The sequence below is a fragment of the Cobetia sp. PS-4MA genome (genome assembly GCF_057670765.1).
The window spans coordinates 1,414,815-1,430,355 of record NZ_CM173107.1; the positions used below are offsets into that span (position 1 = coordinate 1,414,815).

The following is a 15,541-nucleotide window of genomic DNA, read 5'->3' on the forward strand; positions in this document are numbered from 1 at the left end:
ATTTAAGGCCGCTTTTTCACGTGAAAATAAACCAATTGCTGCACAAGATCCCGTATGGCGCCGCCGTGACGACCGCCTGGCTGGCGTCACACGGCGTCACATCTGATCAGGCGCGTAAGCTGGCCGGCAGTGGCTGGCTGCAACGCGTGGGGCACGGCGCCTACTGCCAAGCGGGGGAGCCTCTTACGTGGGAGAGCGCTGTTTTCGCCCTACAGGCGAGCGACGGCTCGGGGATGCCACCATTTTGGCCGGGTGGCCAGACGGCCCTGGCACTGCATGGCTTTGCCCACTATCTGCCCATGGGGGAGCGCACAACGCACCTGTATGGCAAGGAGGCCGCTCGGCTGCCCCGGTGGTTGAATGATGCCGAGTGGGCAGGGCGGATGGTGCTCCACTCTGAAAAGGGCCTGCCAGCGCAGCTTCCCGGCAGCTTCACGGACTACGCGCCGGATGGCAGGGCCTTCAGCTTGCAGGTATCGACCCCAGAGCGAGCGGTCCTGGAGTGGATCGCCGTGACGCCGAATGCGCTGCTGTTCAGCAGTGAGCTGGTGGATACCTTCGGCGGGCTTAACACACTGCGTCCGCGCCGGCTGCAGGCATTGCTGGAGGGGTGCCGTTCGGTGAGAACCAAGCGTGCCTTCCTGGTGCTGGCTCGCTACGCCGGGCATGCCTGGTACGGTCGTCTGGAACCACGTCGACTGGATCTCGGCAAAGGCAAGCGGCAGCTCTGCCAGGGCGGCAAGCTGGACAGGGAATTTCACGTTACGGTGCCGGAGGCGTTCCTGCATGCCGATTGAAGCTCGCTACCACGAACAGGTCAGGCTGCTGGTCTCGCTGCTGCCAATTCTCAATGACGAGCCGTGCTTCGCCCTCAAGGGCGGTACGGCCATCAACCTCTTCGTGCAGCCATTACCTCGCCTATCGGTCGATATCGACCTGGCCTATCTGCCGCTGGAGCCCCGTGACGAGGCACTGCGACGCTGTCGTGAGGCGCTGCAGCGACTGGCAGGGACCTTTAGCGCCCGGCTGCCAGGTGTGCGGGCCGAGCTTCAGGATAATCGCCGAGACGAGCTGAGGATCCTGGTGCGCCGAGGGCGCAGCCAGGTGAAGGTAGAGGTATCGCCGGTGCTGCGTGGCACTCTGCACCCGCCGCAGGAGCGCGATGTCGTGGAAGCCGTGGAAGACGATTACGGCTTCGCTGCGGTGCGGGTGGTGTCACTGCCGGACCTCTATGGTGGCAAGATCTGTGCCGCGCTGGATCGCCAGCACCCCCGGGATCTCTTCGATGTAAAGTTGCTTCTGAACCAGGGCGGCCTGGATCGAAGCGTATTCGAAGGCTTCCTGGTCTATCTGCTGGGGCATCCGAGGCCCTTGAACGAAGTGATCAACCCGCGACTGAAGCCCCTGGAAAACGTCTACCAGCAGGAGTTTGTCGGGATGGCCAGGGTTGACCTTCCTTTGCAGGAGTTGGAGAGCGTCCGGGATGAGCTGCTGTCGCGGCTGGGGCAGCTAATGACCGATGAAGATGTTCGCTTCCTGATGTCCTTCAAGCAGGGGGCGCCTGACTGGGCGCTGCTTCCGCTGCCGGGTGTTGATCGGCTGCCTGCCGTGCGCTGGAAGCTCGCTAACATCCAGAAGATGAAGTCCGACAAGCACCGTCAGTCTCTGGAGCTGTTGGAACAGGTTTTGGGCCGGCTGCAGATAGGCGCTTAGCGACGAGCACCAACGTCTGCCTCGATAGCCTCAATGTGTTAGAAGACAAATTCAAGGTAAAACTGCTTTCGGTAACAATGCCTTATGAAGTCCAGAGTTAGCCCAAACGGGGTGCATCTTTTCGATCGACATTCAGGTCTGAATATCCTGCTAGACGAGTTGTGCCCGGAAGAGGCGGTTTGGTCGATGTCTCCCCGCCAGGTATCCATTGCACTCACCAATGTTTGCGACCTTCACTGCGCGTACTGCTACGCGCCGAAGCACAAAGCGTCGCTGCATACTGACCAAGTGCTCGGCTGGTTGAAAGAACTGGATGCTGAGGGGTGCCTAGGCATCGGATTTGGTGGCGGCGAACCCACGCTGCATCCTGACTTCGTCGACATATGCAAACGAGCTGCGGGAGAGACTCAGCTCGCGGTCACATTCACGACTCATGGTCATCGCCTGACGCCACGGTTGGTCGAGCGCCTCAAGGGATCGATCCATTTCACACGCATTAGCGTTGACGGGTTAGGTCGCACCTATGAAGAACAGCGCGGGAAGCAGTTTGCCAGCCTGCTCCGAGGCATTGAATCGATTGCGACCTTGTCGCCCTTTGGGATCAACGTTGTGGTAAACAAGCGCACAGTTTCTGAACTTGACGCGATAAGCGAGCTCGCGCAAAAGGTTGGAGCTAGTGAGTTGCTGTTGCTTCCTCAGCAAGCAACCACCACGGTAGCAAGCATGGATGGAGTGGTCGGCCGAGCTCTTCAGGATTGGGTCTCTAGCTACAGAGGCAAGGTTCGCCTTGCGGTCAGTGAGGTGGGGGCGTCAGGACTGCCTACGTGCGATCCACTTCCCGATGAGCGAGGCCTTCAGTCCTATGCGCATATAGACGCGTCCGGAGTGCTTCGCGAGAGTTCATTCTCGCCCGCCGGCGCGAAGATTGGAGATGTCGGCGTTCTGTGGGCGCTTAAGCAACTCAGAAATATCGTCTAGATCAAACGAGAGGTCCAATCATGAAGATTTGGAACGGATATGGCTCTGAGCACTCGATGAATCTGGTTCTCATCGGGAGGTTCAAGCGAGCGCAAGACGCAGAGAATATTGAAAAGAATATCGACAGGCTTAGCGGTCAGGCCTCCAAAGATGACAGCCATTCCATCCCATTTGCTGAGCCAGAGGATCACAGGTTTTCAGATGACATGCTCTCGTTACTTCGAGACCTGAAACTCTACACCTTAGGGCCTGCAGACCTTGGACAGCTAGTATCTGACTATCGCCTCGAGCGTGAAGACAGTCTAATTACTGTAACGACTGACGAGGCTGACGTATCCGCGTTCGTGAAGCTCTTCATTGAGGCAGGGGCGAAGGTCGAAGTTTTCTCGGCGCACGACTACCCTTCCGACTCAGACGACGCCAGTTGACAGGGGAAAACGCCGATGCCTGAAGCAAACTGGGACGTATTCAGAGAGTTACCCGGAGCAGCGGATGAGAACTTTGAGAAGCTTTGCCGCTCTTTGGTGCGCCGACATTATGGGCGCTTCGGTCGCTTCAAGCAACTAGCAAACCAGCCTGGTGTGGAGTTTCACCTTGAGCTGACCGAGTCTTGTGATCTCGGAGCGCCGCCACGCTGGATTGGCTGGCAATGCAAATGGTATGAGCTGGCGAACGGAGAAAAGCTGGGGGCCACTCGCCGTAGCAAGATCATTGAGGGCATGGAGAAGACTCGCAGGCACGTCTCAGGTGTGACCGATTGGAAGCTGTGGACACACCACACGCTGACAAAGGGGGATCAAGACTGGTTCTTCGAGCTTGAAAAAAGCGATTTCCCCGAGTTGAAGCTGGAACTGCTGACAGCAACCGACATCGAAGACCTCTTGGTTGGGCCAGGAGCGCTACTTCGAGAAACCTACTTCGGTGAGCTGGTTCTGACGCCTGCACTGCTTGCTGAGCAGCACAGGCTCGCTGCGGCTCCATTCAACCGCAGATACCAGCCGGAAGTTCATGTGGTCGTTGGGGCAGAGGAGAAGATACTCAGGCATCTGGGTGGCCAGAGTGCGTGGGACTCACTGGAGAAGCTCTCAAGTGCCCTCAAGACAAATTGCGCGGCCATTGCTTCGCTCACAGGGCAACTCAAAACCGAACTCAAGGCCGAAGTCGACTCGCTTCTGGCTCGAGCTACCGGGTTGGCTGACCTGCTCGATAGCCTGCATGCTGCGCTCGGCACGGGCGACTTCGACGCTATACAGCAAATACTGGCAGCGAATCTGTTGCAGCCGGTGCGCTACGACAGGCTGCTCTCGAAGCTGCGTGGGGCGCGTTCGGGTGGAGCACCGTTAACCGCGAATCTGGTCGCGGACATCCACGCAGTTGCGTCGGCGCTGCGCAGGCTGGAGCGGTCGATCGGCGTTCGAACCGTGGCTGTGCTTGCAGCTGCAGGCGAAGGAAAATCCGAGCTTGCCGTCAAGGTGACACAGCCTGACGGAGAGCTTCCCGGTGGAGTTTTACTGCTGGGAAAAAACCTTCATGCAGGCCAAGGGCTTGACGATCTTGTGTCTGCCTTCAAGATTTCTGGTAGACCGGCGGAGAGCTTCAATCGGCTGGTTGAGGCCGTAGATGCGGCGGGGCAGCGCGCGGGCAAGCGCCTCCCTATTGTCATTGACGGCCTGAATGAGGCAGAAGATCCGAGAAACTGGAAGGATGAGCTCGCGCGAGCGGAAGAGCTACTGAAGGACTTTCCGTACGTCTTGCTGGTTGTAACTCTACGCAATGAGTTCGCGCAGATGTGTCTGCCGGAGGAATTTCCTCAACTTGAGCACAACGGGTTCCAAGAAGACCCGCAGACGGCCATCGACAAGTACCTTGAATACTACAAGATCGATGCCACTGACGCGGATCTGCCAATCGAGTTCCTGCAGCACCCGTTGACGTTGAGAATCTTCTGCGAGGTGGCGAACCCTCGTCGCCAGCACCTTGTCGGGGTGGAGGCGCTGCCCAGTTCTCTTGCAAGCCTGTTCGAAGAGCACTTCAACAGGGTTGCCGCACGAGTCGCTGAGCTTTCATCGACGGCGCATCGCATCTATCAGGATGAAGTGCAAGAAGCGCTACTGACGATCGCGAGACTCCTCTGGGAGGGCAACGCTAGAAGCGTGGAGTTCAATGCTGCTCGAACGGCAGTCCGAGACATGGGCTGGGATGCCAGCGTCATTCGTGCGTTGGAATCCGAAGGTGTCCTCGTTCGAACAACTTCTGAAGAAGGTGGTCAAGGAATCGCGTTTTCATATGACCTGATGGCCGGCCATATGATGGCGAGACATCTGCTTGATAGGCCGGCCTTGGCGCAGTGGCTGCAAAGCGATGAAGGACGCGCACAGTTCCAATTCCGTGAGCCCGGGTCACATACCTTGGCCTTTGACGTGTTCCGCGCTCTGGTTGGCCTGTATCCGCAACGCCTTGGCAGGCGTCAGCTTTGGCAAGACTTGTCGGACGAGAATCTCGTCATGAACGCTCTGTTGTTGACGGCGCAATCAGACCCAAAGCACATAGGGAGGGATACGGTAGAACGGTTCGCGCACGCAATGCAAGAGTCGAAACGGTTCGCACAGATTTCCTTCACGAGACTTCGCGCCACTAGGGCAGCGCGGGCGCATCCGTTTGACATGGACTTCTTGCACGGTGTGCTCTTGTCCATGCCCAATACGCAACGCGATCTATTCTGGACTGAGTGGGTTCGCGAGAGGTCTGAGGAAGTTGAAGACGATTTCAAATTCCTGTCGTCCAGATGGAAATCGGGTGATCTAGACGAGAGAGAGTATCGGCGGGCACGCTGGGTGATGTGGACGCTGACGTCCACGTCCAGAAGCCTGCGCGACGTGGCTACCAAGACTCTATACGAATTCGCCGCCAAGCGACCCTCGGAGTTTTTCCGGCTAGCAGTAGAGGCTATTGCCGTTTCAGACCCATACGTCCCCGAACGGATGTTCGCCGCAGCCTACGGTGCAGTGCTGACCAACTGGTCAGATATTAATGCCGTGGAGATGCGTGAGGCACTGCCAAGAGTTGCTCGTGAGATTTATCAAACGATGTTCGCGCCAGGAGCGACGCATCCTACTTGGCATGCCTTGTATCAGCAGTATTGTCTGGGGATCATCGCCATCGCGAGGATGGTTGATCCTGCTTGCTTGTCTGAGGACGAAGCAGCTCACCTCCTTCCACCGTTTAGCCATCTGCCCAGTCCGTTTGAGAACATGCTGCAGTATGACCCGGCGATAATCGAGCGTGCGAAGCGCGCGGCGATTCGGATGGACTTCGGCAACTACACAATAGGCAGACTGATTCCAAATCGGCGGAATTACGATGAAAGTAACCCAGAGTACCAGCAGGTGCTGCCGACAATCGTTTCGCGAATGCTGGTGCTTGGCTATGACCCCGAGACTTTCGAAGCTGTTGATCGGAAAATGAACTCCGGGCCTCGTATTGGAGGTGATAAGCACAAGGTCGACCGATACGGGAAGAAGTACGGCTGGATCGCCTATTTCGAGATGTGGGGGATCCGGTACGCTCGGGGTCTCCTTGCCGAGGAGCGCAGCGCTCGCCCCCCAGATGCGGACATCGACCCAACCTTCCCACGTGGGGCTGCGAGCATCGACCTGCCGCTCCCAGACTTATTCAGCGATCAGCCAACGGGTGCTGGCGACTGGATGGTCAGAGGTCCACAACCAGACTACCGCGATATCCTCGAGATCGCGGAGGTTGATGGCCTGACGGGGCCGTGGGTCGTACTTGACGGGTTCCTCGAACAGAACGCTCCCATTGACGACCGACAGGTCTTTACCTTCCTCCGAGGTGTACTCGTAGACAGCAAAGAAGTCGAACGCCTGTGCACGTTGTTCACTGGTCTCGAATACCCTGGCAATCACGCCATTCCAGAGGAACCAGGCTACTACTACACCTATGCGGGCGAGATGCCTTTCTCCTCGATTCCGGGACTGCCTGTCGCTGATGAGGAAGAGGGCGACCTTGCCGAATACATGGTGTCCGCTGATTGGTGGTCAAACAATGGCGTCGTGGTCGACATCCCAGTGCAGAAGTACAACTGGGAGAGCTACCACAGTGTGATGAATCAGGACAGCGGTGCGTGCCTGCCCTCTAAGCGGCTCTGTGAGGCTTTGAGTCTCAGGTACTGCGCCAATAAATGGGACTTGCATGATGCGTCAGGCGTGGCGTCCCTGTACCGCGAAATCGGTGAGTATGGTTCGCAGATCAGTGGTTCTTTTAGCTATCTACGTCGTGACATTCTTGACATTTACTTGACGCAGTCCGGCAAGGCTCTGGTGTGGCTCATGTGGGGAGAGCGTGGCTTTCATTACCGCTCAGCCGAGGCACACAATCTGAACGAGTACTATTCGAACCACCAGCATATTCACATGCGTACTCACGTCTATCAGCCCGCTTCGAGCACTCAATCATAGGCTATATCAGGGGGGCGTCGCCATTCTGGACGCAGCAGACGTTCATGCAGGGAGTGGAACCGGAAGCGGATTCAATATTCGGGATGGATACACGGTTCGATAGCCTGTTCACAGGTCGAGGCAAGTTAAAATCGAGCGCCTTGAATTTCCGCTATCCGGCGCACCATTTGCTGGTACGACCGGAGAACACAGCAAGTTAATATCGCCGGTGACAGCTCTCTATCCACATCGGACTTGAATGTGTCGTACAAACGGTCAGCATGCCTTTGAGCCTGAATACAAGCAATAAACGCAGCACCTTCGGTATCCAGGGCTCCTGAGTATTCCCCCCAGAAACACCTGTGCCGGTGTCCGATAGCCGAGCCGTTTTCGCGGGTGGTCATTCAGCTTCTTGACCATCCTGCGCAACTCGACAACTAGGCTGACAGAGGGGGCACGTGCCGGTACGGCTGTTCGATGGCACGTACGCGGTGAAGACGCGTGACGCAGGGACTGCGCGCGCGGATGCGAACGGCTTCTACCACGGCATGCTGGTCAAGTCTGCCGGGAAAAGCTTCGTGTTATGCGGGCCGCCTGCGCTGTTCGTCCCCGATCGGTCCGAACAGATGAGCCTGTTCTAGATATCGCGTCTCCCTCTCCCGTGCGGCCTAAGCCGCAGCGGGGGAGAGGCGTGTATTTCAGGGTCGGCCTCTCATAAGAGTAAATAGTTTGGTCGAGGCTACTTCCTTATTTTTCCGGTGAACTGCTCAATAATTTGCAAGTCATCGTCCGACATGCTGTCTGTGTACCCAGCATCCAGTACGACGTTTTTAAGACCGAGCGGAGTACAAACCTTGGCTAGATGAGCCTTTCTATCGAGCTTCGTAACCTCGGAAAAAACAGACAGCACGCCCTCGCAAAGCGCCCGGTGTTGATCATCGGTTTTGAATTGTTCTGCCGTAAGATCCTCCAGACTCCTGACAAGGGCATCCGCTGTCTTCTCTCTGCCTTCTTGCACGGACAGGATCTGCTGGAGGAGAGTGATGAACTGCTTCTCAGAGATATGCTTGATATTCTCATGGATACGGTGATAGAGGCGGACGGCCTGCTCATCGTTCGTACTTTCGCTGATAAGCGCGTCGAGTAACGGTTGAGGATCATGCTCTGATACTGCATTGGCCCATAGCGCCAAAACTGGGTCCGGGCAACCATTGGCTTCCTGTGGCGGCTGTGCGAGAAGGCTCATAGTTGCTGCTTGTACACCTTCCGCAGCGCTGCACCTGATTTCCTGCACAAGTGCAGCTCGTGAGCGGTCCGCATCACCATCATCGTCTTCGACCATCGTTTCGACCAGCTCTGTGAACTGCTCAGGAGTACGCTCGGCCTCGGGATGGCGGCGGCAAAGCATCTCGCTTACTTCGGGATCGTATGCCCATAGCTTGTAGGCGCAGGCGACGAGGTTATCTTCGTTGTCTGACTGGTCAAGGCGGGCACGATGGTGGAGGCTGTCGAGGCTCTCAAGAAAATCGGCGGCTTCGTTTCCAGATTTCTCAACATAGGGGAATGCATCGATCCCGGCGTTGAACAGCTCTTGGGCCGCATAGTCGAAACCACCTTCAGCAGCCGGAAGCGGCCATCGTTCGTGCATAACATCATATACGCCGGCCAGGGTTGTCGGATGTGACTGCAATTGAGCGAAGCTGTTGAGTAACTGCTGAGCCTTGTTAGCCGACAGCTTTTCCAGGGTTCCGCCGAGTGCCTCCATTTTTGAAATAAGGTGATCACCAGGATTCTGCGAAACTTGATTTACAGTTTCGTCAATGAATTGTCCAAGCTGCTCTGAAAATGGGCTGGCCTCAAGGATCGATTTGTCTAGTGTGGAGAGGAGGCGGGAAAGTGCCTCAATTATGTGCTCGTTCAGAGGCTTGGGGCCACGCAAAGGTGCGATGGTAGAAGCCAGGGATGTGCGAGGTTCGTCAGGAGCATCCTCGCTGTTGACGGTGACAAGGAGGACCTGCTGACATGGGGTCGGCAGGTCCGCAAAATAACGCTTAGCCCAGTCCTGACTTAGTGCTGTCCATTGTGCGGGATCGGCATTCTCGAGAACCGTATACAGTCTGGATGCGCTGGTGGCAGCCTGCCGGGAAGGTTTGGACCATTCCTTGGCAAGCTGAACCAGGTACGCGATGCTGTCATCGTCAAATACCCCATGTGCTTCGGCGAGATCGGTAAGAATACCGCGCAGTGCCTGTTCGTCATTGAGAGGCCACGAATCGGCATCTTGCTCATAGTGGACAAGGCGGGCACACATAGTCGAAAAGGTGTACTGGGCCGCGTTAGCATCGGCGTAATCATGCCAGTCGGCGAATTTCGAGAAAACAAGTGCTACAAAAGATGGCTCAGGTAAAGCGGCGAAATCAGAAAGGTGTTTCCACAACCTTTCTCGTGTCTGCGTTCCTCGATCGAAGAAATATGTGAAGATAGCATCGAGACGCTCGGTCACAGTGGCCAGATCGAGGGCCTCTGGATCGTCCTTGCTGAATTCTTCTGCGATGACCTCTGGATAGTCTTCGCGCAATAAGGGAAGCAGGATATCTTCGTGGGCGGCCAGCTTCTCCTCGAGCCAGGTCAGCGATAGCTGGTCTGATTGTCCTGTAATCTTTACCGTGCGGTGTAGCAGCCACTGGCCAAAAGCAGATTGAGACTGTGGCGGCAGATTGGCCTGCTGCATAAGGGTAATGACAAGGTCGGCTGCGGACTGAGTAAGATCACGGCCTTCCCGTAAGCTTGGCGCTTCAAGGCTTGGCAGCCGGATGTTTGTGGGCTCAGCCGTTATATCTTCGATTACCGCTCGACCCAGTGCACGCAATTCCTCGTTCTCTGCATAAGGCGCTAGGGCATGTAGTTTGGACGGACCGAGACGCCAGCGCAGGTGTTCGCTGTCTGCGGCGCGCCGCACGGCAAGCCCCAGGATGCGTCGCTTGTCATTCTCGGGAATCCTCTCGTCAAGTTGAGCAACGGTAAAGGCGGCGTTGTCCTGTATGGTGGGTGTCTCGGAACGCAGATCATCAATAAGGTCGGCAAGCAGGGCACCAAAATCAGGCGGGAAAGTTCCCGTGCTTCCTGTAAGGCCAGCCGCATCCAGGAGCGCGACCACATCCGAGGTTCGTAGCGCCTCTTCGATGGGCACCGCCTTGTCGCCATGCTGCCGCGATACCGGGTCTTGGGAGAGAGTAAGCAGGGGCTGAAGGCTGTAAGGGCGTCGGATGTCCTGAATATGCGACATAAACTGGCGAAGGCCGCGGTGCTGTGGCTTTACGTCCCAGCGGCCGTCCTGCTTTTCCTCGCCTTCGCTTGAATGGTTTGCTGAAAACTCTGCGAGCTGTTCGTGGACTTCTGCTGGTAAGGGTTGCAAGGGTTCCGGTCGAATGAACCTGTCAATGAAATAATCGAATACTCGCGGGTTCTTTTGAAGAACCTGATAGAAATCAGGAAAGTCGGTTCTGATCACACATATGATGGCAAGTGTGAGCGGGTTCTTCGTAACCACACCCTCTCCCAGCCCGCCCGGATTGTCGGCACCGACAGCACTGCGTTCGCGCAGGGTGCTGAGCCACCAGGATTGCGCGAACAGATTGACGATTTGAATGGCATTGCGCGGGCTTTGCACAGCCGGGTGTATCATCCTGTCCACAAGTTCTTGCAGATCGATCCCTCGCTCCTTGAGATCGGCAAGCAAAGCCGGGTATTCAGTTTCCAGCAAGCCGAGTGCAAAGCTGCGCATGTCCCGCTTGGGGAAGGGGGGAATTTCCAGGCGGAACTGGAAAATCCGATCAAGATAACGGCGCGCGTCCTGAATATTCGAGACCGCTGCGGGAAGATCAGCCGTGGCGCGCCGCTTGCTCAGGGCGTCGGCTACGCGCTCTTCGTCGCATGAGATAACAAAGACGATGCCAATGTCACCGGGCATTTCATGCGAGGCCATTTCAATCAGGCTGCGAATGCCGTCAAGCCCGCTTACCATTTCGTCGGCGGTGAGGCGGTCGAGGTCGTCGATGAAGACGACAATACGCCGGACGTTATTTTTATCACCTTTCTTGAATTTTCGGATTTGGGTGAGAAAGAGCTCTTCGAATTCCTCAATAGTTTGGATCGGGGATGAGGTTATGTTGACCGGAGTCCGTGCAGATAGCATTGGCAGACTAGAAAAGTACTTCTGTGCAAGCACACCGACGATACCTGAGGAAGCAAGGAGGCTGGCAGCGGCGGTGGCCGGATCATCGAATCCGAATCCCCACGCCATCAGCGACAAAAGGGCTACGAAAAGGGCGGCAAAGACGCCGACGACAAGTAAGCCAAGGGCGTACTGATCCACAAAATCTGACAGTACTTCCTTTAAGGTTCTCCGCTGGGATTCAGTCGACGAAACAGTCTTGAATAGATGGCGGTCGGCTTCTCCATGCGTGCCACCGATTTCAAGAAAAATGTGGCGGAAAAGTGACTTTCGGATATCACTCTCTCCGCCATATTTCCAAGCATTGAATGTGATCGTGTGGATACGATTCCGGCGCTTAACTTTAGCGCCATTTGTCGTCTCGTCAGTGCTAAGGTGATCGAGATAAAGGCTTTTGACGGTGGACTTCCCGGTTCCCCACTTGCCGAGCAGGCCGATGGAATAGGGAGGGCGGTGCTTTTCATCTTCAACAAGCCCCCGCAAAGCTGTCGCAAGGTGAGCATGGCCAAATTTGTCGTGATCAGCCGATGACACCTCCTTGTCCAGGTATGCGGGCATCTGTGTTGTGTGTAATCGATGGTCAGTCATGCTACCCCTTTCTGATAGGAACCCTGCTGATTGCTGTACGTACCGCTAGTAATAATTATTCTCGATTGTGTCTGAGCAGCTAATCCTTCTTTAGGTATCATGCTCTCTTCCACCGTGTCTATGCTGCAACGGTGGAAGGGAATGTTTCAGGCTTTCCCTGGTCTGTAATACTCCTTAGGTTCTGCACACCCTAAGCGGCTAATGCTGGGTATGTTTGGGGCGCCACATAGCCTAGGGACTCATGCGGCCGTTCTTTGATGTAGTACAGGATCCGCAGCGATTGATGACGACCCCGGCTTGTTCCAGCGAATTGATCGGCGTATCTAGGTGCATTACTCGAATGAAAGGTGGCTGCGGTAGCATCAAGGGTACTCCAGCGGTACACACACCAGTTTCGTGTGCTATCCTCAACCTTCGCTAAGCTACTGATTAAAAAGAACTGTACCTTTCGCTCGATTACGGTTGCTTTTCCTTGTGTATCAGTCGCTTATTGTTTTAAAAGCTAACTCATAATCCCCTAGTCTGATCCTAAAGGATTCAGCCGACCAGTTTTCTCCAGTCTTATTCTCCCCCAGCCAAGCCCCCGTACGTCCCCTTGAAATACAACAATGGCCGCGCGGACCCCGTAACATCCAGATTAAGTCCCTTCACTTCCCCGATCACGATTAGGTGGTCACCTGCAGGGTGCTCAGCGTGAATCTCGCAGTCGAGCCAGTGCAGGCTGTCATTGATGACAGGGTTGCCGTGAGGAGAGAGCTGCCAGTCGATGCCTTGCCATTTGTCCGCGCCACGCATGGCGAACTGGTTAGAGACATGGCTTTGCTCGCTGGAGAGAATGTTGACGGCGAAGCGCTCAGCCTGGCGAATTTTCGGGTAGCTGAAGGAACTGGCCTTGACGCTGAAGGAGACCAGAGGCGGGTTCATCGAGACGCTGTAGAACGACTGGCAGGTAAAGCCGATCGGCTCATCGTCGACCTGGGTGGTAATGATAGTGATGCCGGAGGCGAAGTGGCCGAGGGCTTCACGGAAACTGGCGGGGTCGATGGTGGTGTCAGCTTTGGTTTCAATATCGGAGAGTGACATGGCAGATCCTGGAAGAATGGGGAGGTGGTAATAGTCAGCCGTGAGGGGAGGGGCTGCAGCGATAGCGCGGGACTGGGTGCTTGGGTGACAAGAGTGAGAGTGATGAAAAAATGGCCGTCGTGAATCCTTCACGATGGCCATTTTTGTTTGCGGCGGTATCAGCCGCAGCTGCTTCCACTCTCGAGCACTATCGTCGGGCCAACTCGGGTCGCAACTCGCTTGGCGCTATCTGTCAGTGCTGTGTCTTGCCCCGCGCTGTACTTTGGCCAGTTCAGAGTTTCGCCAAGCGATCAGCGCTGCGCTTCGAGTTCCTTGCGTACGATGGCGGCGCCGGCGCTCAGTGCCTGCAGCTTGCCGCGGGCGACTTCACGAGAGAGCGGGGCCATGCCGCAGTTGGTGCAGGGGTAGAGCTTGTCGGCATCCACGAACTTAAGCGCCTTGCGCAGGGTCTCGGCGACTTCTTCCGGTGTCTCGATGGTGTTGTTGGCGACATCGATGGCGCCGACCATGACCTTCTTGCCACGGATCAGCTCGATCAGCTCCATCGGCACGTGGGAGTTGTGGCATTCCAGCGAGACGATATCGATGTTGGATTGCTGAAGCTTGGGGAAGGCTTCTTCGTACTGGCGCCATTCGGAGCCCAGGGTGTTCTTCCAGTCGGTGTTGGCCTTGATGCCGTAGCCGTAACAGATATGGATGGCGGTCTCGCACTTGAGGCCTTCGATCGCACGCTCCAGCGTGGCGATACCCCATTCATTCACTTCATCGAAGAACACGTTGAAGGCCGGTTCATCGAACTGGATGATGTCGACGCCTGCCGCTTCGAGTTCCTTGGCTTCCTCGTTGAGGATCTTGGCGAATTCCCATGCCAGCTTCTCGCGGCTCTTATAATGGCCATCGAAGAGGGTGTCGACCATGGTCATCGGGCCAGGCAGTGCCCACTTGATCGGCTGATCGGTCTGCGAGCGCAGGAACTTGGCATCTTCGACGAACACCGGCTTCTGGCGGGAGACCGGGCCGACAACGGACGGCACGCTGGCTTCGTAGCGATCACGGATCTTGACGGTTTCGCGCTTCTCGAAATCCACACCATTGAGGTGCTCGATGAAGGTGGTGACGAAGTGCTGACGCGATTGCTCGCCATCGCTGACGATATCGATCCCGGCGTGTTGCTGCTCCTGCAGGGAGACGCGCAGGGCATCCTGCTTGCCCGCGATCAGTGCCTCACCTTCGAGTTTCCAGGGGGACCAGAGGACCTCCGGTTCGGCGAGCCAGGACGGTTTCGGCAGGCTGCCAGCGGTGGAGGTCGGGAGTAATCTCGTCATGATGAATAACCTTGTCCTTGGAATGGTTCAGATAGCGGAAGTCGTTCGTCGGTCAGCGCGCTGTTTGCGGATCAGTGAGCTGACCGATGAGGGATTTATTGGTTGGCGGACCAGTTGGCGGACCACTGCTCGAGCAGGCTCTGGTAAGGCTTGATGAAGCTCTCTTCCACGAACTTGCCCTGCTCGATGGCGAGCTGACTGCGCTCTTCGCGGTCGTACACGATGCGCGTCAGTGAATGGTCCTGCTGCTTCAGGCTCGCCTGATAGGATTTGCCGGCCACGGAATTGGCGTTGTAGACCTCGGGACGATAGATCTTCTGGAAGGTGTCCATGGTGCTGATGGTGCTGATCAGTTCCAGATTGCTGTAATCGTTGAGCAGGTCGCCGGTGTGATAGAAGGCCAGCGGCGCAACGCTGCCCGGCGGCATGAAGTAACGCACCTTCAGGCCCATCTTGCTGAAGTACGCATCGGTCAGGGAATCATCATCCTGGCGATATTCCACCCCGAGGATCGGGTGCACGTTCTCGGTCTGCTGGTAGGTCTTGGTGGTCGACACACTGATGCAGATGACCGGCGGCTTCTTGAAGCATTCCTTGTAGGCAGCAGAATCCACGAAGGCCTGGAACAGATTGCCGTGCAGCACGCCGAACTGCTCCGGCACGCTGAAGGACTCCTTGCCCTTGTTGTGCTCCAGCAGGCGCACACTAAAGTCATAATCACGCACGTAGGACGAGAAGTTGTTGCCGGTCACACCGTCAATGCGCTGATTCGTCTGGTGGTCGACGATGGTGGTCTGCAGGATCTCGATGATCGGCAGGGCATTGTCGGAACGTGCCGCATCGATGTTCAGCTCGACGGAGATGATGTCCAGCTCGACGGAGTAACGATCGCCCTTGGGGTTGTCCCAGTTGGCCAGCGCATTGAATCGGTTGTTGATCATGTTCAGCGTGCTGCGCAGGTTCTGCTGACGGCTCTCACCGCGCGCCAGGTTGGCGAAGTTGGTGGTCAGGCGGGTGTTTTCCGCCGGAATGTAGTTCTCGTCGAAGCGTAGACTGTTGATGCTGAAACCGAATTCGTTGCTCATGGTCGTTCACCCTGATCCTGAGAGAGAAAATTCACTGTGTCGTCGACATCTTCCCGTGATCTTTCAGGCGTCTCGTGAGCG

General features: G+C 56.4%; 9 protein-coding genes and 1 pseudogene. 5 read left to right on the forward strand and 5 right to left on the reverse strand.

Features of this window, described 5'->3' with window-relative positions; genetic code table 11:
• Positions 1–20: 20 nt before the first annotated feature.
• From AC26AR_RS06090 to AC26AR_RS06110, 5 genes are all read left to right on the forward strand, one after another.
• Positions 21–797 (forward strand): type IV toxin-antitoxin system AbiEi family antitoxin domain-containing protein, encoded by a 777-nt coding sequence (locus AC26AR_RS06090; RefSeq protein ID WP_488107736.1) that lies wholly within the window; start codon positions 21–23, stop codon positions 795–797.
• Complete coding sequence (locus AC26AR_RS06095; protein ID WP_488107737.1) at positions 787–1,713, forward strand: nucleotidyl transferase AbiEii/AbiGii toxin family protein; 927 nt, start codon at positions 787–789, stop codon at positions 1,711–1,713. The genes AC26AR_RS06090 and AC26AR_RS06095 overlap by 11 nt, the downstream gene beginning before the upstream one ends.
• A 186-nt stretch (positions 1,714–1,899) precedes the next feature.
• Complete coding sequence (locus AC26AR_RS06100) at positions 1,900–2,691, forward strand: radical SAM protein (protein WP_488107738.1); 792 nt, start codon at positions 1,900–1,902, stop codon at positions 2,689–2,691.
• 20 nt (positions 2,692–2,711) lie between these two features.
• Positions 2,712–3,119, forward strand: a complete 408-nt coding sequence (locus tag AC26AR_RS06105; RefSeq protein ID WP_096650553.1) for a DUF6375 family protein — start codon at positions 2,712–2,714, stop codon at positions 3,117–3,119.
• Positions 3,120–3,134: 15 nt separating this feature from the next.
• Complete coding sequence (locus AC26AR_RS06110) at positions 3,135–7,166, forward strand: NACHT domain-containing protein (RefSeq protein WP_488107739.1); 4,032 nt, start codon at positions 3,135–3,137, stop codon at positions 7,164–7,166.
• Positions 7,167–7,447: 281 nt separating this feature from the next.
• Here the strand turns inward: AC26AR_RS06110 and AC26AR_RS06115 are convergent.
• The 5 genes and pseudogenes from AC26AR_RS06115 to AC26AR_RS06135 form a co-directional block, all read right to left on the reverse strand.
• Positions 7,448–7,577 (reverse strand): annotated as a pseudogene (locus AC26AR_RS06115) (IS30 family transposase); the annotation flags it as partial.
• A 307-nt stretch (positions 7,578–7,884) separates the two neighbouring features.
• On the reverse strand, positions 7,885–11,967 hold the full coding sequence (locus tag AC26AR_RS06120) for a KAP family P-loop NTPase fold protein (RefSeq protein WP_488107740.1): 4,083 nt from the start codon (positions 11,965–11,967) through the stop codon (positions 7,885–7,887).
• A gap of 561 nt (positions 11,968–12,528) precedes the next feature.
• Positions 12,529–13,050: a flavin reductase family protein gene (locus AC26AR_RS06125; protein WP_488107741.1), complete on the reverse strand. Its 522-nt coding sequence runs from the start codon at positions 13,048–13,050 to the stop codon at positions 12,529–12,531.
• Positions 13,051–13,340: 290 nt separating this feature from the next.
• A complete protein-coding gene (locus tag AC26AR_RS06130; RefSeq protein ID WP_488107742.1) occupies positions 13,341–14,375 on the reverse strand; it encodes a methionine synthase in 1,035 nt (344 codons plus the stop codon).
• A 95-nt stretch (positions 14,376–14,470) separates the two neighbouring features.
• Positions 14,471–15,460: a DUF1852 domain-containing protein gene (locus tag AC26AR_RS06135; protein ID WP_488107743.1), complete on the reverse strand. Its 990-nt coding sequence runs from the start codon at positions 15,458–15,460 to the stop codon at positions 14,471–14,473.
• Between the last annotated feature and the right edge of the window lie 81 nt (positions 15,461–15,541).